The sequence below is a fragment of the Pseudomonas sp. RT4P38 genome (genome assembly GCF_054897765.1).
The window spans coordinates 2969837-2994329 of the sequence record NZ_CM142703.1; the positions used below are offsets into that span (position 1 = coordinate 2969837).

Here is a 24493-nt window from a genome sequence, read left to right on the forward strand (position 1 = left end):
CCTCACACAATGCCAGTGGCGTAGAAAGTACCGATCACCACAAAAACCGCCAGGGTCTTGATCAGCGTAATACAGAAAATGTCTTTGTAGGCTTCGCGGTGGGTCAGGCCGGTCACCGCCAGCAAGGTAATCACCGCGCCGTTGTGCGGCAGGGTGTCCATGCCGCCACTGGCCATCGCGGCCACCCGGTGCAGCACTTCCAGCGGAATGTCGGCGGCGTGGGCCGCTGCGATGAAGTCATTGGCCATGGCCGCCAGCGCAATGCTCATACCGCCAGACGCGGAACCGGTGATACCGGCCAGCAGGGTCACGGTAATCGCTTCGTTGACCAGCGGATTGGGAATGCTTTTGAGCCAGTCGGCCAATACCAGGAAGCCCGGCAAGGAGGCGATCACCGCACCAAAGCCGTATTCCGACGCGGTGTTCATCGCCGCCAGCAACGAACCACTGACCGCACTTCGACTGCCTTCGGCCAACTTGCCGCGAATCGCCTGGAAGCCGAACACCAACACCATAATGATGCCCACCAGCAAGGCCGCCTGAACCGCCCAGATCGCAGTGAGCTTGGCGATTTCGGTGGTCACCGGCGCGGCCATGCCCGGCAGCGCCAGGCTGTGGGTCTTGCCGTACCACTGCGGAATCCACTGGGTAAACAGCAGATTCATGATGCCGACGGCCAGCAGCGGCGACACAGCGATCCACGGATTTGGCAGTTTGATGTCGGCAGCGGTTTCCGGTTCGTTGCGCAGATCGGTGCCATACCCTTCACCGGCGTGCTGCGCCTTGTTGCGCTGGCGCTGGAGAAACAGCATGCCGGCGCAGACCACGAAGATCGCGCCGATCAAGCCCAGCCAAGGCGCGGCCCAGGTGGTGGTGTTGAAGAAGGTGCTGGGGATGATGTTCTGGATTTGCGGGGTGCCGGGCAGGGCGTCCATGGTGAACGAGAATGCGCCGAGGGCGATGGTCGCCGGGATGAGTCGCTTGGGAATATTACTCTGGCGGAACATTTCAGCAGCAAACGGATAGACCGCGAACACCACCACAAACAGCGACACGCCGCCGTAAGTCAGCAAGGCGCAGACCAGCACGATCACCAGCATCGCCTGACTCGTGCCGAGGAGGCGAATCGCCGCGGCGACGATGGAGCGCGAGAAGCCCGACAGCTCGATCAACTTGCCGAACACTGCACCGAGCAGGAACACCGGGAAATACAGTTTGATGAAGCCGACCATTTTCTCCATGAACACCCCGGTGAAGGCGGGGGCGACGGCGGAAGGGTCGGTGAGCAGAACGGCGCCGAGGGCGGCAATCGGGGCAAAAAGGATAACGCTGTAGCCACGGTAAGCCGCGAGCATTAGCAGCGTGAGGGCTGCCAAGGCAATAATCACACTCATGGTGTGTCTCCTGGATTGTTATTTTTGTAGGGTGGATCTTTTGTGGGAGAGGGCTATAGCGAGTTTCGTGCCAGACGCGCAAGATATTGAAATATAAGGATATATATAGTTTTTTTGAATTGAATTTCAGTTGGTTGTCTCTAGTTTGAGACTTGTATTGGTAATGCCGACCTCATCGCGAGCAAGCTCGCTCCCACAGGTTGACCGAGTTACACGGAAGAATGCGGTCAACCTGTGGGAGCGAGCTTGCTCCGGGCGGCGTTCCGACGATGCTTTGTCTACATGTGGAGACGCATATCTCTTTATAGAGACTCTGCAATCCCCAGAGCCACCATTTTCTTGTACAACGTCGACCGCCCCAGCCCTAACCGTACCGCCGCTTCAATCACTTTCCCCCCGCATTGCGCAAGGGTGCTTTCAATCAACTGTCGATCAAACCGCTCTCGAGCTTCACCAAAAGTCTCGTGCGCAACCGGCTCAATCGTGACAGGCGCCGCACGCGCTACCGGTGTGAACGTACCAATCGCCGCGCGGATATCCGTGGCATTCAGCATCAAGTCATCACTGAGCAATGCTGCCCGCTCCAGCACGTTGCGCAGTTCGCGAATGTTCCCCGGCCAGGCGTGCTGGCCCAGCAGCTCCAGCGCTTCACGGTTCAATTCGTGCTGACTGCGCAGTTCCTCAAGGATCGCTTCACTGAGGGCCGGCAGGTCATCGAGTCGATCACGCAGCGGCGGGACCTGGATCGGCAGCACGTTTAAGCGGTAATACAGGTCGGCGCGAAATTCGCCGCGTTTGATCGCCGCTTGCAAATCCGTGGAGGTCGCGGCGATCACCCGCACATCGCTCTGGATCACTTCGTTGGAGCCGACCGGTTCGAATTCCTTTTCCTGCAGTACCCGCAGCAATTTGCTTTGCAGTGGCAACGGCATGTCGCCGATTTCATCGAGGAACAGTGTGCCGCCCTGGGCAATCTGCAACTTGCCGGCGCGCCCCCTGCGATCGGCGCCGGTAAACGCGCCGGGCGCGGTGCCGAAGAATTCCGCTTCCAGCAACGATTCGGGAATCGCCGCGCTGTTGATGCTGACGAAGGCTTTGTGCGCGCGCGGCGAAGCGCCGTGGATTGCCTGGGCCAGCAGCTCTTTGCCAGTGCCGGTTTCACCGAGCAGCAACACCGGTGAATCAGCACTGGCACTGCGTCGGGCGCGGCGTTTGACTTCCAGGCTGGCGGCGCTGGTACCGATAAAATGGGCGAAGTTGTACTTGGTCTGCCGAGCTCGTAACAACGATCGGGTGGAGGCCAGTTCTTCCTGCATGCTCATGTAGCGTTTGAGCATCGGCGAGAGGCTGCGCAATTCGTCGAACAGCGCAAACCCGATGGCGCCGATCACCACACCGGCGTCGTCATGAATCGGCAGGCGCATCACCACCAGTGGCTCTTTGGGGGTGTCTTGCATGTCGAGCAAAATCGGCCGCCCCGTGCGCACCACCTCGCGCAACAGACTGCCGGGGATCACGCTTTCGCAGGCCTTGCCGATGGCCACTTCCGCCGATTCCAGGCCGAAGCGTCGGGCATAACGCTCGTTCATCCAGACGATGTTCGCATCGCGGTCGACAATCACCGTGCCTTCACTCGACTGCTCGATGATCTCGAACAACGAACGGATCGCCAGCAGGCGAACGCGTTGGTAGTCCTTGAGGCTTTCGGTGGGGTTCATCGAACGGCCCCAACATGCGCCGCCGCCAACAACTCTTTGGTGTACGGATGCTGCGGCGAATCGAACACGTCGTGGCTGGCACCGCTTTCCACCACTTTACCGTCCTTGATCACGATCATGTCGTGAGCCAGTGCGCGCACCACCGCCAGGTCGTGGCTGATGAACAGGTAGGTCAGGCCATGTTTCTCCTGAAGCTGGCGGAGCAGGGCGACCACTTGTTTTTGCACCGTGCGATCCAGCGCCGAAGTCGGTTCGTCCAACAGGATCAGCGCCGGTTTCAGCACCAGCGCCCGGGCGATGGCGATGCGTTGGCGTTGGCCGCCGGAGAACTCGTGCGGGTAGCGATGGCGGCTTTGCGGGTCGAGGCCGACTTCTTCCAGCGCCCGAATCACTTCGGCTTTGCATTCGTCAGCGGTTAACTGGCTATGCACCTCAAGGCCTTCACTGATGATCTGCGCCACGGACATCCGCGGGCTGAGGCTGCCGAAGGGGTCCTGGAACACCACCTGCATCTTCTTGCGCCACGGTCGCAGCTGTTTTTGCGTCAGACCGTCCAGCGCCTCACCCTGAAAGCGAATGCTGCCTTCGGAATCGAGCAAACGCAGGATCGCCTGACCCAGCGTCGACTTGCCGGATCCGGATTCGCCCACAATACCCAGCGTCTTGCCGCGCTGAATATTCAGGCTGATACCGTCCACGGCCTTTAGATAAGTCTTGCGCTGAAACAGCCCGCCACCGAGGGCGAACTGCACCCGCAGATTGTCCACTTCCAGCACGTTCTCGCGCTCGTCCCGGGGCAGGGCTTCACCTTCCGGTTCGGCGTTCAGCAATACGCAGCTGTAAGGGTGTTTCGGTTCGGTAAACAGCGTTTCGCAAGGTGCCTGCTCGACGATTTCTCCGGCCTTCATCACACAGACTCGCTGGGCAATGCTGCGCACCAGATTGAGGTCGTGGCTGATCAGCAGTAGCGACATGCCGAGACGCTGTTGCAGGGATTTGAGCAGCAGCAGGATCTTGCGCTGCACCGTCACGTCCAGCGCTGTGGTCGGCTCGTCGGCGATCAGCAACTCCGGTTCGCAGGCCAGGGCCATGGCGATCATCACCCGTTGCCGCTGGCCGCCGGACAGTTGATGGGGATAGGCCTTGAGCCGCTCTTTGGGCTTCTGAATGCCGACCAGATGCAGCAACTCGAGAATCCGCGCTTGCGCCGCTTTGCCGGCCAGGCCCTTGTGCAACAGCAGGGTTTCGCCGATCTGCTTTTCGATGCTGTGCAGCGGGTTGAGCGAGGTCATGGGCTCCTGGAAGATCATCGCGATGCGGTCACCGCGCAATTCACGCAGCACCTTGGCCGAAGCGCCGACCAGCTCCTTGCCACGATAGCGGATGCTGCCAGTGGTTTCGGTGCCGGTCTCGGGCAGCAGTTGCAGGATCGAGTGAGCGGTCACCGATTTGCCGCAGCCCGACTCGCCCACCAGCGCCAGGCATTCACCGGGGTGAATGTCCAGGCACAGGTTGCGCACCACGGTCTGGCCGCTGAAGGCCACGCTGAGGTCACGGATTTCGATCAGGTTGTTACTCATATCAGCCGTCCGCTTCAAGATCGTGGATCAAGATCGGGGATCAAACGCATCACGTAACGCCTCCCCGATAAACACCAATAAAGAAAGAATCAGCGCCAGGGTGAAAAACGCCGTCAATCCCAGCCACGGCGCTTGCAGGTTCTGCTTGCCTTGGCCGATCAACTCGCCCAGCGATGCACTGCCGGCGGGCATGCCGAAACCGAGGAAGTCCAGGGCTGTGAGGGTCGAGATCGCCCCGGTCAGAATGAACGGCAGGTAGCTCAGGGTCGCGTTCATTGCGTTGGGCAGGATGTGCCGGACGATGACTTTGCGGTCGGTCAGGCCCAGCGCCCGGGCGGCTTTGACGTATTCCAGGTTGCGTCCGCGCAGAAACTCGGCGCGCACCACGTCCACCAGGGCCAGCCAGGAAAACAGCGCCATGATCCCCAGCAGCCACCAGAAATTCGGCTCGACGAACCCCGACAGGATGATCAGCAGGTACAGCACCGGCAACCCCGACCAAACCTCCAGCAACCGTTGACCGATCAGGTCGACCCAGCCGCCGTAGTAGCCTTGCAGGGCGCCGGCAGCGATGCCGATCAGTGCGCTGACAAACGTCAGCATCAAGGCAAACAGGATCGACACCCGCGCACCGAAAATCACTCGGGCCAACACGTCCCGCGCCTGGTCGTCGGTGCCCAGCCAGTTAACCTTCGTCGGAGGACTGGGCGTCGGTTGATTGAGGTCATAGTTCGGCGTGTCGTCGCTGAAGGGAATCGGCGGGAACAGCATCCAGCCACCGTCCTTGTGAATCAGATTCTGCACATAGTCGCTGCGGTAGTCCGCCTGGAATGGCAGTTGTCCGCCAAACTCCTGCTCGGTATGACGCTTCAGGGCCGGGAAGTAGAGTGAGCCCTGATAGCTGACGATCAGCGGCTTGTCGTTGGCGATCAGCTCGCCACCGAGGGTCAACAGAAACAGGCCGACAAACAACCACAGCGACCACCAGCCACGACGGTTTTTCTTGAATCGCTCGAAACGACGACGACCTAACGGCGAGAGCTTGAACATCAGGCGTTCCTCGAGGCGAAGTCGATACGCGGGTCGACGAGGGTGTAGCAGAGGTCGCCGACGAGTTTTATCAAGAGGCCGAACAGCGTGAAGATGAACAGCGAGCCGAATACCACCGGATAGTCCCGGGAAACCGCGGCTTCGTAGCTCATGCGGCCTAAGCCGTCGAGGGAGAAAATCACTTCGATCAGCAAGGAGCCGGCAAAAAATACGCTGATAAACGCCTGGGGAATCCCCGAGACCACCAGCAGCATGGCGTTGCGAAACACGTGGCCGTAAAGCACTCGGCGTTCGCTCAGGCCCTTGGCGCGAGCGGTGACCACGTACTGGCGCGTGATTTCATTGAGGAAGGAGTTCTTGGTCAGAATGGTCAGCGTGGCGAACCCGCCGATCACCAGCGAGGTGACTGGCAATACCAGGTGCCAGAAGTAATCGGCGATTTTGCCCACGGTCGACAGCGACTCGAAGTTGTCCGAGACCAGCCCGCGCACCGGGAACCAGTTCAGCGAGGTGCCACCGGCGAAGACCACGATCAGGAACATCGCGAACAGAAACGCCGGCATGGCATAGCCGACGATGATCGCGGTGCTGCTCCAGATATCGAAATGGCTGCCGTGGTGCACGGCTTTGCGGATGCCCAAAGGAATCGACACCAGATAGGTGATCAGCGTCGCCCAGAGCCCCAGGGAAATGGTCACCGGCATTTTTTCCAGGATCAGGTCGGTGACGGTCGCGCCGCGGAAAAAGCTCTTGCCGAAGTCCAGGCGCGCATAACGGGTGAGCATCAACCACAGGCGTTCGTGCGCCGGCTTATCGAAGCCGTATTGCTTTTCGATGTCCTTGATCAGTTGTGGGTCGAGGCCGCGACTGGATCGGGAGGTGCCGGACATGGTTTCGCCGGAACCGCCGCCGACGCTCGCCCCGCCGATGCCTTGCAACCGAGCGATGGCCTGTTCCACCGGGCCGCCCGGTGCGGCCTGGACGATGATGAAGTTGACCAGAAGAATGATCACCAACGTCGGAATGATCAACAGCAGACGCCGCAGTATATAAGCCCACATCAGCGCGGCCCTCCGGGTTTGCCACGGCGGATTTGCTCAGCTGTCATCTGATGGTTGGTCAATGGCGTGGTGCTTATTTCCCACCAGCTCTCGATGGCTTCGTCATTGCTCGCTTGCTCGTTGGGCCTGCCGAAACGATTCCACCATACGGTGGAGGTGCCTGGCGGGTAATAGTTGGGAATCCAGTAGTAGTTCCATTGCAGCACCCGGTCCAGCGCGTGGGCGTAGCGCAGCATCTCGGGTTGGGTGGTGGCGCGAACCAGCCCGGTGACCAGTGTGTCGATCGCCGGGTTCTTCAGGACCATGTAGTTATTGGCGCCAGGGTCGTTGGCCGAGACCGAGCCGAAGTAATTGAGCAATTCACCCCCGGGCGACGTCGTGACCGGGTAGCCGGTGACGATCATGTCGTAGTCGCGGCTCATCAGGCGATTCACGTATTGGGACGAGTCGATGCGGCGGATGTTCATGTCGATGCCGATCTGTTTCAGGGTGCGCTTATAAGGCAGCAGCAATCGGTCCATGCCGTTCTGGCTGACCAGGAAAGTGAAACTCAGCGACTGGCCTTCGGCATTGACCAGTTGATCGCCATCGGGTTTCCAGCCGGCCTGTTCGAGCAAATCGAGTGCCTGCAACTGTTTGTCGCGTATCACGCCACTGCCATCGGTTTTCGGTGCTTCGAAAACCTGGGTGAAAACTTCGTCGGGGATCTGCCCGCGCAACGGTTCGAGAATCGCCAGTTCGCCGGCGTCCGGCAGTTGTCGGGCGGCGAGGTCGGTGTTGGAAAAGAAGCTCTGCTGGCGGATGTACATGTCGCGCATCATCTGCCGGTTGCTCCACTCGAAATCCCAGAGCATGACTAGCGCCTGACGCACTCGACGGTCCTGGAACAGGGGGTTTTGCAGATTGAACACAAAGCCCTGAGCCGGTTGAGGGGCTTGGGTTGCCAGATGCGCCTTTTGCAGGCGCCCGTCGCTCAGGGCCGGGCTGTCGTAGCCGATGGAGTAAGCGGTGGCGGAGAATTCGCGGTTGTAGTCGTAGGCTCCGCCGCGCAGGACCTGACGGGCGACGTCGGTATCGCCGAAGTACTCGATGCTGAAACGATCGAAGTTGTAGAGGCCGCGGCTGACCGGCAAATCCTTGCCCCACCAATCGGCATTACGCTCAAAGGTGATGCTGCGACCGGAGTCAACCTTGCTCACCTTGTAGGGGCCGCTGCCCAGCGGCGGCTCGTAACCGCCACCATTGGCGAAGTCGCGAGTCTTCCACCAATGCTCGGGAAACACCGGCAAGGTCGCGATATCGAGGGGCAGGGTACGGTTCTCATTACTTTTCAAGTCGAACCGAACCGTCAAAGGTGATTCCACTTCGACGCCTTTGACGTCGGCAAATTGGGTGCGATAACGCAGGCTGCCCTGGGTCATCAACAGGTCGAAGGTGTAGCGCACGTCTTCGGCCGTGATCGGTTTGCCGTCGGCGAAACGGGCCTTGGGGTTCAGGTAAAAGCGCAGGAACAAACCGTCTTCCGAGCGCTCCATCATCGAAGCCACCAGGCCGTACACGGTGTAAGGCTCGTCCAGTGAACGCTGGGCGAGGGGCGAGTAAAGCAGGCCGTCGATCTGTGTGACGCCAATGCCTTTATCGATGTAGGGCAACATATGATCGAAATGACCGATTTCGACAGCCGAGCGGCGCATCGTGCCACCCTTGGGGGCTTGCGGGTTGGTGTAGGCAAAATGACTAAAGCCGGCAGGATACTTCGCCGGTTCACCGTACACGGTCAACGCATGTTGCGGTGCTGCATTCACACCGGTGACGCCCAACAACAGGGTCACGGCAGTGAACAACAAAGTAGGGAACGCCAGTCGCATTGTCAGCCTTAGAAGGGTGGTCAATAACCGCAATTTGTACGCTAGCGGCGCGTCCCTCGCCAGCCGTATCACGTATCCCAAACACAACGGCCCACCAAAAGGCGGGCCGTTGTGCAGAAAACTCAAGGGTTGATCAGTCCTGACGGCTGGTCACTTCCAGCAGGTGGTAACCGAACTGGGTCTTGACCGGGCCTTGCACCACGTTGATCGGTGCGCTGAAGACCACGGTGTCGAATTCCTTGACCATCTGGCCTGGACCGAACGAACCCAGATCACCGCCCTGGCGGCTGGACGGGCACGTGGAGTTGGCTTTGGCGACTTCGGCGAAATCGGCGCCGCCCTCGATCTGGGCTTTGAGTTCGTTGCACTTGGCTTCCGAGGTAACCAGGATGTGACGGGCAGTGGCTTTAGGCATGGGAAAATACTCCTTTCAATGTTCAGTAAAATGCGGAGCCTACCGGATTCAGTGGTCTATTTCTTCTCAAAGTTCCGTCCAGACCGCGCAGGCCGGTATGGCATGCCTTTATAGTCCGGCATTTCTCAGGCGCTCGGCATGCTGCACATACAGGGCGATCGGGTCGATGCCCTTGCGCAACGGGCCGGCGGTCTGGCTGAGGCTATCCAGATGATCCAGCGGATAGTCGGAACGAATGACTTTGCCCAAATGAGAGCTGTAGCGGCCAACCAGACCGTCGTTCTGCTCGGCTTCGGTGGTGAAATAGCGGGAAAAGGCGCGGAGAAACCCGTGCAGTGGATTCAGGGCATCGAGCCCTTTGTCGAGGATGTCGCCCTGCAGGGTGCCGCTCCAGGAGTAATAACGTACCCCATTGACCAGCTCGCGACCCTTGCCACCCCAGGTTTTCGGCAATCCCTGGGGGTACTTGTCGTTGAACGCGCCGACGCCTTCGGTGGTCAGGGCATTCAGCGCGGCGATGGCGTTTTGCGGCAGTTGGCGATTGCCACTGAGCAACGACAGAAAGTCTGCGAACAACGTTGCAACCGTCGCGGCGACGTGTTCCGGCAGGCGCCCGGGCGTTAGCGCCTTGCGCAAGAAGTCGGCCAGCTCCGAGCCGTGATTCGGTCCACTGACGGAAGTCACCGAAGCGATTGCTTGCGGTGCGACCGCCGCCGCATAACGTGCGGCGAGTGCGCCTTGGCTGTGACCGATCAAGTTGACTTTGCTTGCACCGGTGCCTTCCAGCACGCGTTCGATCTGCGCCAGGAGTTGGTCGCCGCGGACTTCATTGCTATGGGTAGCCGACACGTGCGGGATAAACACTCTTGCGCCTGCACTCCTGAGGGCCTGCTTGACGTCATGAAAGAGTTCGATCTTGCCGATGCGATCGAAGCCGAAGAGCCCGTGGATCAACAGGATCGGATACTGAGTAGTTGCATTCCGTAGCATGTTCTTTCCTTTTTCGCAGTCGTTCAGAGGTGTGTTGATGGGCTCACTCTAAAGCACACCAGCTGTTCGGCGTTGTATGAAAAAGCCGCTGTAACCTGATGAAAACGTAATAGAAAATGTACGAAAGTTCGAAAGTACATGAGGTCTTGGTCGGAATATTTGGACATCTTTTTATCTGTAACAGCGCGTTTTTCTGCGATGGCCTACTTCGGGAACGCCATTTACCTGCTAATCGTGTCTCGATTCCGACGTCCAGTCCTCTATTGAGGACTGGACGAGGGTGTGGCTCACGCCGGTTGTTGATCCCGGCTCTGTGCTCTGAGCCGGTCGGCTGCCTGGCGCAACAGCTGTTCCGTCCCTCCCCAGCCAAGGCAGCCGTCCGTGACTGACACGCCGTAACGCATTGACGGGCCCAGCGGTTGGCAACCTTCGAACAGATGGCTCTCGATCATCATGCCGATCAGCGATCGGTCACCCCGCAGGCGTTGGTCAAGCACGTCGTTGAACACCGCCGGCTGACGCAACGGGTCTTTGCCGCTGTTGGCATGGCTGCAGTCGACCATGATCCGTGCCGGGATCTTCAGTTTGGTCAAATCGCTGTGCACCTGGGCGACACTCGCGCGGTCGTAGTTCGGCCCGCGATGGCCTCCGCGCAAGACCAGGTGCGTGTCGGGATTGCCCGGGGTCTGAATGATTGCCGGGTGACCCTGGCTATCGACACCGAAATGGCGATGCGGATGGGCGGCGGAGCGCATGGCGTCGCTGGCAACACCGACCCCGCCATCGGTGCCGTTCTTGAACCCGACCGGCATGCTCAGGCCGCTGGCCATTTCCCGGTGGATCTGCGACTCGGTGGTGCGAGCGCCAATAGCGACCCAGCTCAGCAGGTCGTCGAAGTAACCGGCGGCCATCGGTTGCAGCAGTTCGGTGGCAATCGGCAGTCCCAGGTGGAGCATTTCGCGCATCAACTCGCGGGACAGCGTCAAACCGCCCGCCATGTCATCGCTGCCATCCAGGTGGGGATCGTAGGCCAGGCCTTTCCAGCCGACGGTGGTGCGGGGTTTTTCGACGTAAGCGCGCATCACCAGCAGCATTTCACCGCTGACGTCGGCGGCGAGGCGGGCGAGGTTGCCGGCGTATTCGAGGGCGGACTTTGGATCATGAATCGAGCAGGGGCCGACGATGACCAGCAGACGGGAGTCTTCACCGTTGAGGATCGCGCGAACCGCTTGGTGGTGGGCGGCGACTTGCTGGCTCAGGGCGTTGCTAAGTGGTAATTGCTGTTTGAGTTGCAATGAGCTGGGCAAACGCAAGGTCAGCGCTTCATTGGCAGGGCTCAGAGTGGACAGCGGCAGAGCAGAGACGGAGGAGTTCATATTCAGGCTTCCTGAGCTGGCGGCGGGTTCTTTCCCGCGCGCTCGGCCCTACTGGGGTGTTCGACAATTGGCCGGATTGGCTGCGTGTGTGTGCTTGCCACCTGTGGGTGACCGATCGGAGGCGGCAGGCTGTCCCGAGCGGAGGCTGCTAAATCGCCAGGTGGTAAAACTGTCGTGACGGTAATAAGTGGCGTAGTTCATTTTTGAATCCTCTGGTTGTCTGGTGTGTCGCTAAAAATGTGCGGGGCTGAAAAAACAAAACCCCCGGTCGGGAAGCCGACCGGGGGTTGAGAATTCTCTGGTGGCGACCCGTTTAAAGTGGGCGCCATGTGGGTATCAGGCGCGCCAGTGGCTAAACCAATACCCAAAATAAAAGCTGACCGGAGCACAGATGTCGTTCACCCGGGCAGCCGCAACCGAGCGCAGGGCGCTGGCGGTGTGAAGCGGTGAGAGGGTGTTGAACATGGACTTTCTCCGATGAATGTGCCGAGCTTACTCGAGGCCGGTACGCGGATTCAATCAGAAAATGCTATCGATCACCGGCGGCGTGTTCTATCGCTTGAGTGCGTCGCCGGTTGTGACACACTTTGAACTTAAATTAAAAACACAGCAGGCAACCTGATGGTCGTGGCTCGCCGCGATGCTGACGGTTGGAAGGGGCAAATAGTGGCTGTTGCGGAGGTTTGATGGCATTTGAATTACGCCCGGCGACGCTCCGGGACCTCGACCTCGCTCGTGACCTGACCCGCAAAAACATGCTGCGCTATTACATTCAGCACGATCTGTTGTGGCAGGACGAAGGTTTCGATGTGGGCTGGGCAGGGCGAGAGAACTGGTTGATTGTGCGCGACGAGACCTTGCTGGGCTACGTCAGTCTGAGTCGTGATGCCAAAGCCCTGTACATCCGCGAGTTGCATGTCATCGAAGCGTTTCGAGGGCAGGGCGCGGGTTCCTGGGCAATCGATCAGGTATTCGCCATGGCGTGCAAGGAGCGGCGTCCGGCATTGCGTTTGACGGTTTTTGAAAACAACCCCGCGCAAGGGTTGTATGAGAGAAAGGGCCTGAAGGTCGTCGGCACGGACGAGTGTTTCCTGAGAATGCAGCGCGATATCGATGCCTTGCCTGGCTGAAACACGCATACGACAAGCCTTTCAAGATGTATTGAAACTTTTTATATGACGCTTGCCGCTAGGTCTGCCAGTCGCTTTTTGCTAAGGTGTCGGCAACCCAATAAGACCATATCGCGAGGTGTCTGCTTGATTAGGGTGCTAGTAGTCGATGACCATGATCTCGTTCGTACAGGCATTACACGAATGCTGGCTGACATCGATGGCCTGCAAGTAGTCGGCCAGGCTGAGTCAGGGGAAGAGTCCTTGCTCAAGGCGCGTGAGTTGAAACCCGATGTGGTGCTGATGGACGTCAAGATGCCCGGAATCGGTGGTCTTGAAGCCACGCGCAAACTGTTGCGCAGCCATCCGGATATCAAAGTCGTCGCGGTCACCGTGTGTGAAGAAGATCCGTTTCCTACAAGGTTGTTGCAGGCGGGTGCCGCGGGTTATCTGACCAAGGGTGCCGGGCTGCCGGAAATGGTCCAGGCCATCCGCCTGGTATTCGCCGGGCAACGCTACATCAGTCCGCAGATTGCACAGCAGCTGGCAATCAAATCCTTCCAGCCGACCAATGATTCGCCTTTCGACGCCTTGTCGGAGCGGGAAATCCAGATCGCGTTGATGATTGTCGGCTGTCAGAAAGTCCAGATCATTTCCGACAAACTCTGCCTGTCACCAAAAACAGTGAATACCTACCGTTACCGCATTTTCGAAAAGCTTTCGATCAGCAGCGATGTCGAGTTGACGCTGTTGGCGGTTCGTCACGGCATGGTTGATGCCAGCCTCTGAACATGACTGAAGCCTTCGATCCCAGCGCCTTTCTGTCGACAGTCAGTGGGCGTCCGGGTGTGTATCGCATGTTCGACAGCGAGGCACGCCTGCTCTACGTCGGTAAGGCCAAGAACCTCAAGAGTCGTCTGTCGAGCTACTTCCGCAAATCCGGCCTGGCGCCCAAGACCGCCGCGCTGGTGGCTCGTATCGCTCAGGTCGAAACGACGATTACGGCCAATGAAACCGAAGCCTTGCTGCTTGAGCAGACGCTGATCAAGGAGTGGCGTCCGCCCTACAATATCCTGCTGCGCGACGACAAATCCTACCCCTATGTCTTTCTCTCGGATGGCCAGTTTCCACGCTTGAGCATCCATCGCGGCGCGAAAAAGGCCAAGGGCAAATATTTCGGCCCTTATCCCAGCGCCGGTGCGATTCGTGAAAGTTTGAGCCTGCTGCAGAAGACGTTTTTCGTTCGTCAGTGCGAAGACAGCTATTACAAGAACCGCACGCGTCCTTGCCTGCAATACCAGATCAAACGCTGTAAGGCGCCCTGTGTCGGGCTGGTGGAGCCCGAGGTGTATGCCGAAGATGTGCGGCACTCGGTGATGTTCCTTGAGGGGCGCAGCAATGCGCTGACGGATGAGTTGTCTGCAGCAATGGAAGAGGCAGCGGTCAACCTCGAGTTCGAGCGTGCGGCCGAGTTGCGTGATCAGATTTCATTACTGCGCCGGGTCCAGGACCAGCAGAGCATGGAAGGCGGGACGGGCGATGTCGATGTGATCGCCGCGTTTGTCAATCCGGGTGGTGCCTGCGTGCATTTGATCAGTGTGCGCGGCGGGCGGGTGCTGGGAAGCAAGAACTTCTTCCCACAGGTGGGTATTGAAGAAGACGTTTGCGAAGTCATGGCGGCGTTTCTCGGTCAGTACTTCATCAGCAGTCCCGAACGCGACTTGCCAAGCGAACTGATCGTCAACGTGGTTCACGAAGACTTCCCGACCCTGATCGCGGCCATCGAAGAGTTGCGCGGTCGCGAATTGACCATCAGTTATCGGGTTCGTGGCACGCGAGCACGCTGGCAGCAGTTGGCGGTCACCAATGCCGAACAGGCGCTGGGTGCACGCCTGGCCAATCGTCAACACGTTGCCGCACGTTTTGATGCGCTGGCAGAAGTGCTGAACCTGGACGAGCCACCCCAGCGTCTGGAGTGTTACGACATCAGTCACTCCAGCGGCGAAGCGACCGTGGCATCCTGCGTGGTGTTCGGCCCCGAAGGCCCGATCAAGTCTGACTACCGTCGCTACAACATTGAAGGCGTCACCCCAGGCGATGACTACGCCGCGATGCATCAGGCCCTGACTCGACGCTTCAGCAAACTGAAGGAAGGGGAGGGCAAGCTACCGGACATTCTGCTGGTGGACGGTGGCAAGGGACAGTTGTCCATGGCCCGCGATGTGCTCAATGAACTGGCGGTGCCTGACCTGATTCTGCTGGGCGTGGCCAAGGGCGCCACGCGCAAGGCCGGTTTCGAAACCCTGTACCTGAACGATGCTGCCCACGAATTTACCTTGCGCGGCGATTCTCCCGCGCTGCATTTGATCCAGCAGATCCGCGACGAAGCTCACCGTTTTGCGATTACCGGGCACCGCGCACGTCGAGGGAAAACCCGCCGAACGTCTACACTTGAGGGCGTCGCCGGTGTCGGGCCGACCCGTCGTCGCGATTTGTTGAAACATTTTGGTGGATTGCAGGAGCTGTCTCGTGCCAGCATCGAAGAGATCGCCAAAGCCCCCGGGATCAGTAAAAAGCTCGCAGAGTTGATTTATGCAAATCTGCACAGCGAGTAGAATGCCCCCCTCACCTCGTAGCCAGTTGTGCCGATGAATATCCCTAATCTGATTACCGTACTACGCGTCCTGCTCATTCCGATCTTCATTTTACTGTTCTACCTGCCTTATCAATGGAGCTACCTGGCGTCCGCCTCGGTCTTCGCATTTGCTGCCGCCACAGACTGGCTCGATGGGTATCTGGCCCGCCGACTGGAACAAAGCACGCCGTTCGGGGCTTTTCTCGATCCCGTTGCTGACAAACTGATGGTCGCTGTTGCGCTGGTGTTGCTGGTGCAAGAACATGGCAACCTGTGGCTCACGCTGCCGGCCGCCGTGATCATCGGTCGCGAGATAGTCGTCTCGGCACTTCGCGAATGGATGGCCGAACTAGGCGCCCGCGCCCACGTCGCCGTGTCGAACCTGGGTAAATGGAAAACCGCCGCGCAAATGCTGGCCTTGGTGATTCTGCTGGCGAATCCGTCGGACTTCACGTTCTGGGTGCTGGTGGGGTACGCTTTGTTGCTGATATCCGCGGGCCTGACGTTGTGGTCCATGGTCCAATATTTGCGGGCTGCCTGGCCGCATCTGAAGACCGACGTGGAAAAGAAATAAACTTTTTTGAATCAAGGTGTTGACGAGGCTTCTGGATTCTATAGAATGCGCCACACCAAGACGCGGGAATAGCTCAGTTGGTAGAGCACGACCTTGCCAAGGTCGGGGTCGCGAGTTCGAGTCTCGTTTCCCGCTCCAAGCATTAAAAAATGGATCTCTGAAAAGAGGTCCATTTTTTTCGTCCAAAGAAAAGTCTTTCTTTGATTTTCCCGCGACATCCTCTGAAAAAAACATGCCCCGCCTTGGATAGGAGGGGGTTGTAGAGCGGTTACTTTAGTCGTGTCCAGACGCTCCTACCAACGCAACTCGAAAGCATTTTTCGCGCCCGGCTGGATGCTGCTGCCCAAGCGTGCGCACTCGCGAGAAAGGGTGTCGTGCAGCCATTGACGGTCATCCCCTTCGGCGCGACAGATGCGAAATCGATGGAGGCGGGTGGGTATCAGGTCCAGTGACTGCAGGTGCCCACCCGGGTCCAGCGAGGCAAAGTAGAGAAGCCCCAGGTCGCCACGAAAGGCGGTGTGGCCCTCGATGCCTTCGTAATCGTTCAGCAGATCACCGCAGCCATAGAGAATCAGGCGTTCGCGGTACACCTCGATGCCCTTGACGTGGTGCGAGGAATGCCCGTGCACCACGTCAACTCCGCCCTCGTCGATCAAGGCATGGGCGAACCGGACCTGCTCGCGCGGGATATCGAACCCCCAGTTGCCGCCCCAGTGAATGGAGGCGACCACCAGATCCCCCGGATTTTTGCCTTCGAGAATCCGTTTGACCACAGGGCGCAGGCTTTGCATCGACAGATCCTCCAGTCGCGCGACGCCCGCGCGCCTATCCGTGGCGGCCCAGTCCGGCGCAATGCCGCTGTCGGGTGCGCCGAGGCCAAACACCAGCAAGCGCTGCCCACCAGGCTGCGGCAGCACGGCGGGCGCTTCGGCAGATTGCCGATTGTGCCCGGCGCCGGCGCTGCACATACCGTTGTTCGACAGGGTATCTAGCGTATCGGCCAGGCCCGCTGCCCCCCAGTCCAGCACATGATTGTTGGCCAGCACGCAGCAGTCGATGCCGGCTGCGCTGATGACCGGGAAGTTCTCCGGGCTCATGCGGTAATTGATGCCCTTTGGCTCCGGTCGTCCGCGGCGGGACACCGCCGTTTCCAGATTGATGATGCGTGCGTGTGGCTGGCGAAGTTCGAACTCTTCCAGCGCAACGCTCCAGACATAGGTGAAATCGACTGGGCATGGAATCGAGCCACTGAGTCTTTCTGCCAGCCGGACGTAGTCGCCGGCATTCTTGACGTAAGATTCGTAAAGCCGCGGATCGCCAGGATGCGGCAGTATTGAGTCGATGCCGCGGGCGGTCATGACGTCGCCGGCGAGAAACAGCTTCAGCGTATCGGTAACAGCTGCCATGGCACCCTCCCGGATACCCCGAATGACGCAAACCGGGGACAGTCCCCGATTAGCTCACCTGCGGCTCCATCACAACGATCATCACAACTCAACTATAGCCAGGTGGAGCTGACTCAGGCCAAGGTGCCGTACGAAGTGGGCAAGGCGTTCTTCAAGGGCATGGCGCGTGCACAGATCGCCGGCGAGCCTCAGGGCATGCTGAAGATTCTGTTCCACCGCGAGACCCTGGAAGTGCTGGGCGTTTACTGCTTCGGTTATCAGGCGTCGGAGACCGTTCACTTGGACAGTGAGCCGAGGCAGTCGGAAATGTCCTGCCTGGGTTCATCGGGATTTTCTGGCGCAATCTGTCATAGCGACGCCCTGACCACCAATGGACAATCAACTGGCTGGGCTCCCGATACATCGAGGGCCTGGATCAGGTGCCGGGCAGCATTGCGACCGATCTCGTAATACGGCAGTTGCACGGTGGTTAGAGGTGGGATGAACAGCTCAGCGATACCGATCATATTGTCATAGCCAAGCACAGCGACATCGGCGGGAATCTTCAGGCCACGGCCCAACAACAGCTGATAGGCACAAAAGGCAATACGGTCATTGCCACAGATCAGAATGTCGAATTGGGGGCGACCCTCGATGATATGTCGGTCGAGGATGGCTGCGGTTTCACCGTAGGCGTCATGATCGGAAAGGTCGTATTGCAGGAGTGCGTCAGGCGCCAGGCCGAATGCCTGACAGGCACGTTGCAGGCCTTTTTGTCGCAAGCCCCAGGCCAGACTCTGTTTTGGCAGATTGATACACAGCGGGCGCCGATAGCCTTGGCTTAACGCGTGATGTACGGCTCGATACTGCCCCTTTTCGTCGTCTGGCACATAGCTGACCAGGCGACTGTCATCGGCCAGGCAATTGGCGAGTACCAGTGGTTTGCTCTTCAACCGCTCGGGAATGCACACCTGGCGAAACCCCATGGCGCTGAAGATCAATCCGTCGGGACGGTGCGACAACATCAGGTCGATGTTCTGGTCGGTGGGCGGGTTGCTCAACAGGTTAAGGATGAACACATTCCAGCCCGCCTGCTGTGCGGTCTGTTCGATGGACAGCAGCAACTCGACCGCGAACGGTGTGGTCGCGGTGTCCAGAGCGAACACACCGATGGTTCGCGACTGGAGGTTGTCGCCGCGCATCCTGCGCGCCGACAGGCTCGGTACGAATTGCAGTTCATCAATGGCGCGACGCACCCGCAGAAGGGTTTCGGGGCTCAGTTTTTCCGGGTTGTTGAGCGCTCGAGAAACCGTCATCAGGGACACGCCGGCCAGCTGTGCAACGTCTTTCACTGAAGTCATGCGAGGCGAGGCCGGTCAGGTTGACGCAGAATCATGACACACGGCCCGGGCTTCTCGCGACTCGAATGACGTTGCTCACAGCCATCCAGAGTCGAGAGGCCATGCCTTGGGAATCGAGACACGCCCGCCACTCCCGGTGGCAAACAGCTTCACGCCCAGACTGTCGGGCCGCGGATAGAGGCGACTGCTGAGGCTGAAGCGCCCGTTTTCGTCGAACACCTCGATGGACGAGCGATCGAGGAACACACGCAGTGCCAGTCGCTCTTGTATCGGGTCTATCGACACGCTGCGCTGGCCTGTGACTTGCGCACCAGAGTGGCTGCGGTCAAGCACCAGACGCCGCAACGCCGCATCGTAGTAGAGCAGGGTTTGTTCATGGTCATCGTCGCTGCAGCGCAACGCGATTCCCAGGTGGCCATCGGTGCAGCCGAGTAAATCTAGGTGCACGTGGATTTCGAGCATATCGCCATTCACTTCCGGCACCCACCGGGTTCCCGATTCATCCCACCAGGACGTGCCTGGCAATGGCGCTTTGCGCAGAGCGGTGAGCTCCCGTGCCGGATACACGCAAAGGCGATCGGCGCACAGTTCCAGTTCGCGCGGCAATCCGAGCATGCCGCACCAGTGATGGGCCTGGCTCGGCATAGGGCTTTCCCACATGTCGAGCCACGCCCACACAAGGCGCCGACCATCGGCGGCCAGGAGCGTTTGCGCGGCATAGAAATCGTGGCCGTTATCCAGCTCGATAAAAGGCCCGCCGGTGAAGTGCCACTCGCTGTCGAGTCGGCCCACTCGATAACCGGTCTGGTACTTGTTGAGCCGTTCGTAACCTTGGGGTTGCATGCCCTGAGGGGAATACAGCAGCACATCGCGGCCGTTCAGTCGAAACAGATCCGGGCACTCCCACATATAGCCATCGCCCTCGCTGCCGCTGGACACATAATCAAGGAACTCCCAAGTATGCAGATCCGTGGAACGGTACAGCGGAAGCAGCGGCATATCGTCCAGACGTGCGCCGGCAATCAGGAACCAGTAGTCATCCTCCTTCCATACCTTGGGATCACGAAAGTGCATGATCGTGTCTTGCGGCGCGGTCTCGATGACGGCGCCATGCTTGACGAACCGGACGCCGTCGACACTGGTGGCCAGGCACTGAACTTGACGGATCGAGCGCTCGTCACCCACGTCTCCCAGCCAAGTGTGCCCCGTGTAGATCAGCGCCAGGGTATCTCCGTACACCACCGCACTACCGGAAAAACAGCCGTCACGGTCGAAGTCATCGCCGGGTGCCAGCGCAATGGGCAGGTGCTGCCAATGAACCAGATCGGCACTCTTGGCGTGGCCCCAATACATCGGGCCCCATTTCGCTTCGAAGGGGTAGTGTTGATAGAAAACGTGATACTCGCCACGAAAGTACACCACCCCGTTAGGGTCGTTCATCCAGCCCACCTGGGGTGCAAGATGATAACCGGGCCGATAATCGTGGATGACGCGAGACAGACCGTCACTCAGCGCACGCTGCGCAAGGTCAAGGGGGGAAGACATTGGATCGCTCATGGTATTCAAGGGCAAGGTCATAGGGCGCCTGCTCGTGCCGAGCGCAGAGAGAGGCCATCCGGCAGGGTTTCAATGGCTTGTGGGTGGTGCCTCAAGGCCGCGCCGTCGGCGTCGAACAAGTGCAGATTGCCGATCTCCAGTTGCAGTTCGACCCGATCACCCACCTGCCATCCGGCGTTAACCTCACAACGACAGATCAGTGGCTCGTCCTGACCTGTATCGAGGTGCACATAGGTTTCGCTGCCCAGGTATTCGACCACTATCACGACGACGCCGGCGGTTCCGTCTGCCGCCTTGAGCGACACGTGTTCCGGGCGAACCCCGAGGCTCAACTGCGCGTCCGCTGCCAGGTTCGAGCTGTCAAAGGGCAGGGAGGTCATACCCAATACGGGGCAATCGACCAGACTGGTTTTGCCTGAAGCATGCAGGCGCGCCGCCAGAAAGTTCATTTTGGGCGAACCAAGAAAGCCGGCGACAAAGCGGCTCGCTGGGCGTTCATAGAGTTCGCGCGGTGAGCCGACCTGCTCCACGCGACCGGCATTGAGCACGACAATTTTGTCGGCCAGGGTCATCGCTTCAACCTGATCGTGGGTGACATAAATCATGGTCGAGCCGAGTCGAGCATGCAGCCGGGCGATTTCGTTACGCATCTGCACCCGCAAGGATGCATCCAGATTGGAGAGCGGCTCATCGAACAACAAAATGTCCGGCTCCCGTGCCATGGCTCTGCCCATTGCTACACGCTGACGCTGTCCTCCAGACAGCTCCTTTGGCTTGCGTTGCAGCAATTTGTCCAACTGAAGGATTTGCGCTGTTTTCAGCACGCGTTCGCGCAGGCTGCTCTTTTCAGTCTTGACCAGTTTGAGACCAAAACTGATGTTGTCGTAGACGCTCATGTGCGGGTATAGCGCATAAGATTGAAACACCATGCCGACACCACGCTCGCGCGGCTCCAGGTCGTTGACCCGACGTCCGTCGATCAGCAGGTCGCCGCCGCAGATCGAATCCAGGCCGGCGATCAGCCGCAGCAGGGTCGACTTTCCGCAGCCCGAAGGGCCGACGAACACCACGAATTCACCCGCCGCGATTTCCAGGCTGACGTCGCGAAGAATCCGCATGCCGCCCAATTGTTTGTTCACGTTGTCCAGTTTCAATTTGATCACGATGCTGTTCCTTGTCTTTGTTGGGCATCAACCCTTTAACGCGCCGGCAGTGAGACCGGAAACGATTCGGCGCTGGAAGATCAGCACCAGAATCACCAGTGGGACGGTGACCACCACCGAGGCAGCCATCAACAACCCCCAAGGCAACTCATGGGGGCTGCCGCCGGAAATCAAGGCGATGGCGACCGGCACCGTGCGTTGGGTGTCGGTGAGGGTGAAGGTCAGGGCAAACAGGAACTCGTTCCACGCTGCGATGAAGGCCAATAAGCCAGTGGTGACCAGTGCGGGCCAGAGCAGGGGCAACAGCACCCGGGTCAGCGTGACCCATGGGGACGCGCCATCCATGATTGCCGCTTCTTCCAGTTCATGGGGCAGTTGCCCCATGAACGTGGTCAGCACCCAGACGGTGAAGGGCAGGGTGAAAATCGTGTAGCTCAGGATCAACGCCCAGGAGGTGTTGTACAGACCCAGTGCGCGGATCACTTCGAACAGCCCCGACAGCACCGCGACCTGGGGAAACATCGACACGCCAAGGACCATCATCAAGACTGTGCCACGCCCGCGGAACTTCACCCGGCCCAAGGCATAGGCAGCGGTCAGGCTGAGGAACAGCGCCAGCGTCACCACGCACAGTGCAACCACCAGCGAGTTGCCGATCGCCCGCAGGAATGAGGCTTGATGGAGTACCGCCGAGTAATTGGAGAAGTCGGGATTTTCGATCCAGTAATTCACCTCGAACAAGGCGCTGGATGGCTTCAGCGAAGTCACGATGGCGTAGTAGAAAGGGAAGACCGCATACAGCAGCAACACCCCGATCAAACACCAGAACCCGAGGCGCAACAGCGCTTTTTTCAGTAGGCGCGGGCTCATGACCGGACCTCCAGTTGGCGGCGTCCGAGGTAGAGGTAAAGCATGGCGATCACCGCAACGACCAGAAACAGCAGCGTCGAGGCCGCGCTGCCATAGCCAACATCCTGGAACTCCACCAGGTGCTGGCGGGCATACACCGACATGCTCATGGTGCTCGATGAGTTCGAGGTCAGCACATAGATGACGTCGAAAACCCGCAGCGAGTCGAGGATGCGAAAGATCGCCGCCACCAACAATGCAGGCATCAACAGGGGAAGGGTGACACGCCAGAACACCTTCAGCGGGTGAATGCCATCGACCCTGGCGGCTTCGTAGCAATCGCTCGGCAACATCTGCAAGGCCGCCAGCATCAGCAGCGTGACAAAAGGGACGGTCTTCCAGACGTCGACGATAATCACCGCCCACATCGACAGGTCCGCATCCGCCGTCCAGGCCAGAGGCGTGTCAATCAGGCCGAGGCTCAGCATCATATGATTGATGATGCCGAACTGGTCGTTAAGCATCCATGACCAGATCTTCGCCGAGACAATCGTAGGAATCGCCCAGGGAATCAGAATCAACGCACGCACCAGGGAACGGCCGGTGAACTTGATGTTCAACAACAACGCCACCAGCAGCCCCAGTACGACTTCCAGCCCCACCGATACCATGGTGAAATGCAAGGTGTTGCGCACCGCGTTCCACCATTGTGGATCGACCAGGATGCCCGACCAGCTGGAGCCGTTGTGGAACAGATAATTGCTAAAGCCTATGAAGGTTCCGCCACCGGTGTCCGCCAGGTTGGCATCGGTCAGGCTGAACCAGAATGTCCGCAGCAGCGGCCAGGCGGCCACCAGGGCCAGACACAGCAACATCGGAGTCAGAAACAACCAGGCAGCGCGTACTCGGCGACGCTGTACAGGTGTTTCCCGGGTGAGTAGGAGCTCGTCATAGGGGGTAGAGGTAGCAGAGACAGACATGGTGATTTCCTTCCTTGTGGCTTACCAGTTCCGGCGTTTGATGCGCGTGAGTTCGCTTTCCAGTTCGGCCAGCGCCTGATCGACAGGTAACTCGCCCGCCAGCACGCCATGCACTCGATCGAAGAACGCATTGGAGACCCGTGGATAGCGATCGGCAGTGATGGAGGCGGGGCGCATCACCCCATCGTTGAGAATGCTGTGCAACTGAGCGTAATAAGGCATGGCCGCGAGCAATTCGGGGTCTTGATACAGCGACTCGATAACCGGGTTATAGGCGCCTATCAGGGCACGATGTTTTTGCTCTTGCGCGCTGGTCAGGTAGCTCACCAGCTCTGCGGCAAGTTTTGGATGGGCGCTATAACGCGATACCGCCAGGCCCCAGCCACCGAGAGTGGATGCATGGGTGCCGGCTTCGCCGCCGCGGGGCAGGGGAGCGACACCGACCTTGTCTTTTACGGCACTGTCCTGACTTTGAACCAGGGCCCAGACATACGGCCAGTTACGCATGAACAGCGCATTTCCCGACTGGAATACGCCACGTCCTTCTTCCTCGGTGTAATTGAGCACGCCACGCGGGGAGATGTCTCCGACCCAGCTTTTTGCCAGGGTCAAAGCAGCTCTTGAGGCCTGACTGTTGACCACGATGTCTCCTCGTGAATTGACCAGCCCGCCTTCCGGTTGACTGCTGATCCACTCCAGCGCATTGCACGTCAGGCCCTCGTAGGCGCGCCCCTGAAATACGTAACCCCATGCATTGGGATTCCCGGCATTGCGCTCGGCCTGTTGAATATTCCTGGCGGTAGCGGTCATTTCCTCCCAGGTCTGGGGAACCTGCTTGTCGTACTTCTCGAGCAAGTCCTTGCGGTAGTACAGCAGGCCCGAGTCGGTAAACCACGGCATTGTCACCAGCCGTCCGTTCACCGTGGCGTTATCCACCTGTGCCTGGAAGTAACCTTGGGTCGCGTTAGCGGGAAGCACCTCGCGCAGATCCATCAGGTGTTTGGCCAGCATCCCCGGCCACACCATATCGATTTGAATGATGTCGATGTCGCTGGATTGCGCACTGAGAATCTGTTGGTAGAACGACAACCGCTCGGTTGCCGAGTTAGGCGTGGAAACCACCTCGACGTTGTTGCCAGTCTGTTTCGACCACGCCTCGACAGCCTCCTTGCAGAGTTGCAATTCCGCACCTACCGCACCGCACGAGATCGTTAAATCGGCTGCGCTCGAGAGAGATGGAAGCCCGGCGCAGAGGGTGAGCAGCGCTGCTGGAAGGAGAGATTTCAGCTGTTTCATAAAGCCCTCTTTATTTTTGTTTTTAGAGAAGTTAACGTTAACATCGCCAAATGTAGCAGCGTATTTGCGATGAGGCATCCTTTTTTTCGTCGATTTTGACAATTCATACCTCAGGAAAAAAGGCCGGTCGCG

General features: G+C 59.1%; 21 protein-coding genes, 1 tRNA gene and 1 pseudogene. 6 read left to right on the forward strand and 17 right to left on the reverse strand.

Translation table 11 applies throughout. The features are described from left to right. Positions 1 to 2 precede the first annotated feature (2 nt). The 10 genes from ACYZT7_RS13845 to ACYZT7_RS13890 form a co-directional block, all read right to left on the reverse strand. Positions 3 to 1394: a GntP family permease gene (locus ACYZT7_RS13845; RefSeq protein WP_462041448.1), complete on the reverse strand. Its 1392-nt coding sequence runs from the start codon at positions 1392 to 1394 to the stop codon at positions 3 to 5. 302 nt (positions 1395 to 1696) lie between these two features. Beyond that, positions 1697 to 3112, reverse strand: a complete 1416-nt coding sequence (locus ACYZT7_RS13850) for a sigma-54 interaction domain-containing protein (RefSeq protein ID WP_462041449.1) — start codon at positions 3110 to 3112, stop codon at positions 1697 to 1699. Then, positions 3109 to 4692, reverse strand: coding sequence for an ABC transporter ATP-binding protein (locus ACYZT7_RS13855; RefSeq protein ID WP_462041450.1), 1584 nt, complete (start codon positions 4690 to 4692; stop codon positions 3109 to 3111). The genes ACYZT7_RS13850 and ACYZT7_RS13855 overlap by 4 nt, the downstream gene beginning before the upstream one ends. Positions 4693 to 4719: 27 nt before the next feature. Then, positions 4720 to 5742 carry an ABC transporter permease gene (locus ACYZT7_RS13860; protein WP_449643577.1) on the reverse strand — a complete coding sequence of 341 codons (1023 nt, stop codon included), beginning with the start codon at positions 5740 to 5742 and terminating at the stop codon, positions 4720 to 4722. Beyond that, the gene (locus tag ACYZT7_RS13865; RefSeq protein ID WP_462041451.1) at positions 5742 to 6803 is read right to left on the reverse strand and encodes a microcin C ABC transporter permease YejB; all 1062 of its coding nucleotides are present in this window, start codon (positions 6801 to 6803) and stop codon (positions 5742 to 5744) included. Before ACYZT7_RS13865 ends, ACYZT7_RS13860 begins: the two co-directional genes overlap by 1 nt. Further along, positions 6803 to 8671, reverse strand: a complete 1869-nt coding sequence (locus tag ACYZT7_RS13870) for an extracellular solute-binding protein (protein WP_462041452.1) — start codon at positions 8669 to 8671, stop codon at positions 6803 to 6805. Before ACYZT7_RS13870 ends, ACYZT7_RS13865 begins: the two co-directional genes overlap by 1 nt. 133 nt (positions 8672 to 8804) lie before the next feature. Further along, positions 8805 to 9086, reverse strand: coding sequence for a peptidylprolyl isomerase (locus tag ACYZT7_RS13875; RefSeq protein ID WP_462041453.1), 282 nt, complete (start codon positions 9084 to 9086; stop codon positions 8805 to 8807). Between the two features lie 108 nt (positions 9087 to 9194). Beyond that, positions 9195 to 10076, reverse strand: a complete 882-nt coding sequence (locus ACYZT7_RS13880) for a lipase family alpha/beta hydrolase (protein WP_462041454.1) — start codon at positions 10074 to 10076, stop codon at positions 9195 to 9197. A gap of 287 nt (positions 10077 to 10363) precedes the next feature. Next, positions 10364 to 11452, reverse strand: coding sequence for a 3-deoxy-7-phosphoheptulonate synthase (locus ACYZT7_RS13885; protein WP_462041455.1), 1089 nt, complete (start codon positions 11450 to 11452; stop codon positions 10364 to 10366). 336 nt (positions 11453 to 11788) lie between these two features. After that, positions 11789 to 11917, reverse strand: coding sequence for a hypothetical protein (locus ACYZT7_RS13890; protein ID WP_462041456.1), 129 nt, complete (start codon positions 11915 to 11917; stop codon positions 11789 to 11791). 221 nt (positions 11918 to 12138) lie between these two features. On the opposite strand from ACYZT7_RS13890, the gene ACYZT7_RS13895 reads away from it, so the two are divergent. The 5 genes from ACYZT7_RS13895 to ACYZT7_RS13915 all read left to right on the forward strand — a co-directional run bounded on the left by ACYZT7_RS13895 (position 12139) and on the right by ACYZT7_RS13915 (position 15908). After that, positions 12139 to 12582 carry a GNAT family N-acetyltransferase gene (locus ACYZT7_RS13895; RefSeq protein ID WP_462041457.1) on the forward strand — a complete coding sequence of 148 codons (444 nt, stop codon included), beginning with the start codon at positions 12139 to 12141 and terminating at the stop codon, positions 12580 to 12582. Between the two features lie 126 nt (positions 12583 to 12708). After that, entirely contained in the window at positions 12709 to 13350 is a 642-nt protein-coding gene (gene gacA / locus ACYZT7_RS13900) for a response regulator transcription factor GacA (protein ID WP_008015884.1), read from the forward strand. Between the two features lie 2 nt (positions 13351 to 13352). Beyond that, entirely contained in the window at positions 13353 to 15176 is a 1824-nt protein-coding gene (gene uvrC / locus ACYZT7_RS13905; RefSeq protein ID WP_462041458.1) for an excinuclease ABC subunit UvrC, read from the forward strand. Between the two features lie 33 nt (positions 15177 to 15209). Then, positions 15210 to 15770: a CDP-diacylglycerol--glycerol-3-phosphate 3-phosphatidyltransferase gene (pgsA, locus tag ACYZT7_RS13910; protein ID WP_017339130.1), complete on the forward strand. Its 561-nt coding sequence runs from the start codon at positions 15210 to 15212 to the stop codon at positions 15768 to 15770. A 62-nt stretch (positions 15771 to 15832) separates the two neighbouring features. Then, positions 15833 to 15908 (forward strand) — tRNA-Gly (locus tag ACYZT7_RS13915). A gap of 155 nt (positions 15909 to 16063) precedes the next feature. Here the strand turns inward: ACYZT7_RS13915 and ACYZT7_RS13920 are convergent. Further along, on the reverse strand, positions 16064 to 17176 hold the full coding sequence (locus ACYZT7_RS13920) for a CapA family protein (RefSeq protein ID WP_462041459.1): 1113 nt from the start codon (positions 17174 to 17176) through the stop codon (positions 16064 to 16066). Between the two features lie 102 nt (positions 17177 to 17278). Here ACYZT7_RS13920 and ACYZT7_RS13925 point away from each other — a divergent pair. Then, positions 17279 to 17458 (forward strand): annotated as a pseudogene (locus ACYZT7_RS13925) (Si-specific NAD(P)(+) transhydrogenase); the annotation flags it as partial. A gap of 65 nt (positions 17459 to 17523) precedes the next feature. Here the strand turns inward: ACYZT7_RS13925 and ACYZT7_RS13930 are convergent. The 6 genes from ACYZT7_RS13930 to ACYZT7_RS13955 form a co-directional block, all read right to left on the reverse strand. Beyond that, the gene (locus tag ACYZT7_RS13930; RefSeq protein ID WP_462041460.1) at positions 17524 to 18516 is read right to left on the reverse strand and encodes a LacI family DNA-binding transcriptional regulator; all 993 of its coding nucleotides are present in this window, start codon (positions 18514 to 18516) and stop codon (positions 17524 to 17526) included. Positions 18517 to 18591: 75 nt separating this feature from the next. Next, on the reverse strand, positions 18592 to 20094 hold the full coding sequence (locus ACYZT7_RS13935) for a glycoside hydrolase family 32 protein (RefSeq protein WP_462041461.1): 1503 nt from the start codon (positions 20092 to 20094) through the stop codon (positions 18592 to 18594). Beyond that, a complete protein-coding gene (locus tag ACYZT7_RS13940) occupies positions 20091 to 21236 on the reverse strand; it encodes an ABC transporter ATP-binding protein (RefSeq protein WP_462041462.1) in 1146 nt (381 codons plus the stop codon). Before ACYZT7_RS13940 ends, ACYZT7_RS13935 begins: the two co-directional genes overlap by 4 nt. A 27-nt stretch (positions 21237 to 21263) precedes the next feature. Continuing rightward, positions 21264 to 22106, reverse strand: a complete 843-nt coding sequence (locus ACYZT7_RS13945) for a carbohydrate ABC transporter permease (protein WP_462041463.1) — start codon at positions 22104 to 22106, stop codon at positions 21264 to 21266. Further along, the gene (locus ACYZT7_RS13950) at positions 22103 to 23065 is read right to left on the reverse strand and encodes a carbohydrate ABC transporter permease (protein ID WP_462041464.1); all 963 of its coding nucleotides are present in this window, start codon (positions 23063 to 23065) and stop codon (positions 22103 to 22105) included. Before ACYZT7_RS13950 ends, ACYZT7_RS13945 begins: the two co-directional genes overlap by 4 nt. Positions 23066 to 23086: 21 nt before the next feature. Continuing rightward, positions 23087 to 24361 carry an ABC transporter substrate-binding protein gene (locus ACYZT7_RS13955; RefSeq protein WP_462041790.1) on the reverse strand — a complete coding sequence of 425 codons (1275 nt, stop codon included), beginning with the start codon at positions 24359 to 24361 and terminating at the stop codon, positions 23087 to 23089. Between the last annotated feature and the right edge of the window lie 132 nt (positions 24362 to 24493).

Excerpts from the sequence above, each read along its gene's own strand:
- ACYZT7_RS13850 (WP_462041449.1), bottom strand. The coding sequence starts at position 3,112 with ATGAACCCCACCGAAAGCCTCAAGGACTACCAACGCGTTCGCCTGCTG.
- ACYZT7_RS13935 (WP_462041461.1), bottom strand. The coding sequence starts at position 20,094 with ATGACCTTGCCCTTGAATACCATGAGCGATCCAATGTCTTCCCCCCTT.
- ACYZT7_RS13945 (WP_462041463.1), bottom strand. The coding sequence starts at position 22,106 with ATGAGCCCGCGCCTACTGAAAAAAGCGCTGTTGCGCCTCGGGTTCTGG.
- ACYZT7_RS13930 (WP_462041460.1), bottom strand. The coding sequence starts at position 18,516 with ATGACTTCAGTGAAAGACGTTGCACAGCTGGCCGGCGTGTCCCTGATG.
- ACYZT7_RS13870 (WP_462041452.1), bottom strand. The coding sequence starts at position 8,671 with ATGCGACTGGCGTTCCCTACTTTGTTGTTCACTGCCGTGACCCTGTTG.
- ACYZT7_RS13855 (WP_462041450.1), bottom strand. The coding sequence starts at position 4,692 with ATGAGTAACAACCTGATCGAAATCCGTGACCTCAGCGTGGCCTTCAGC.
- ACYZT7_RS13920 (WP_462041459.1), bottom strand. The coding sequence starts at position 17,176 with ATGGCAGCTGTTACCGATACGCTGAAGCTGTTTCTCGCCGGCGACGTC.
- ACYZT7_RS13875 (WP_462041453.1), bottom strand. The coding sequence starts at position 9,086 with ATGCCTAAAGCCACTGCCCGTCACATCCTGGTTACCTCGGAAGCCAAG.
- ACYZT7_RS13885 (WP_462041455.1), bottom strand. The coding sequence starts at position 11,452 with ATGAACTCCTCCGTCTCTGCTCTGCCGCTGTCCACTCTGAGCCCTGCC.
- ACYZT7_RS13955 (WP_462041790.1), bottom strand. The coding sequence starts at position 24,361 with ATGAAACAGCTGAAATCTCTCCTTCCAGCAGCGCTGCTCACCCTCTGC.
- ACYZT7_RS13950 (WP_462041464.1), bottom strand. The coding sequence starts at position 23,065 with ATGTCTGTCTCTGCTACCTCTACCCCCTATGACGAGCTCCTACTCACC.
- uvrC (WP_462041458.1), top strand. The coding sequence starts at position 13,353 with ATGACTGAAGCCTTCGATCCCAGCGCCTTTCTGTCGACAGTCAGTGGG.
- pgsA (WP_017339130.1), top strand. The coding sequence starts at position 15,210 with ATGAATATCCCTAATCTGATTACCGTACTACGCGTCCTGCTCATTCCG.
- ACYZT7_RS13895 (WP_462041457.1), top strand. The coding sequence starts at position 12,139 with ATGGCATTTGAATTACGCCCGGCGACGCTCCGGGACCTCGACCTCGCT.
- ACYZT7_RS13880 (WP_462041454.1), bottom strand. The coding sequence starts at position 10,076 with ATGCTACGGAATGCAACTACTCAGTATCCGATCCTGTTGATCCACGGG.
- ACYZT7_RS13860 (WP_449643577.1), bottom strand. The coding sequence starts at position 5,742 with ATGTTCAAGCTCTCGCCGTTAGGTCGTCGTCGTTTCGAGCGATTCAAG.
- ACYZT7_RS13890 (WP_462041456.1), bottom strand. The coding sequence starts at position 11,917 with ATGTTCAACACCCTCTCACCGCTTCACACCGCCAGCGCCCTGCGCTCG.
- ACYZT7_RS13845 (WP_462041448.1), bottom strand. The coding sequence starts at position 1,394 with ATGAGTGTGATTATTGCCTTGGCAGCCCTCACGCTGCTAATGCTCGCG.
- ACYZT7_RS13865 (WP_462041451.1), bottom strand. The coding sequence starts at position 6,803 with ATGTGGGCTTATATACTGCGGCGTCTGCTGTTGATCATTCCGACGTTG.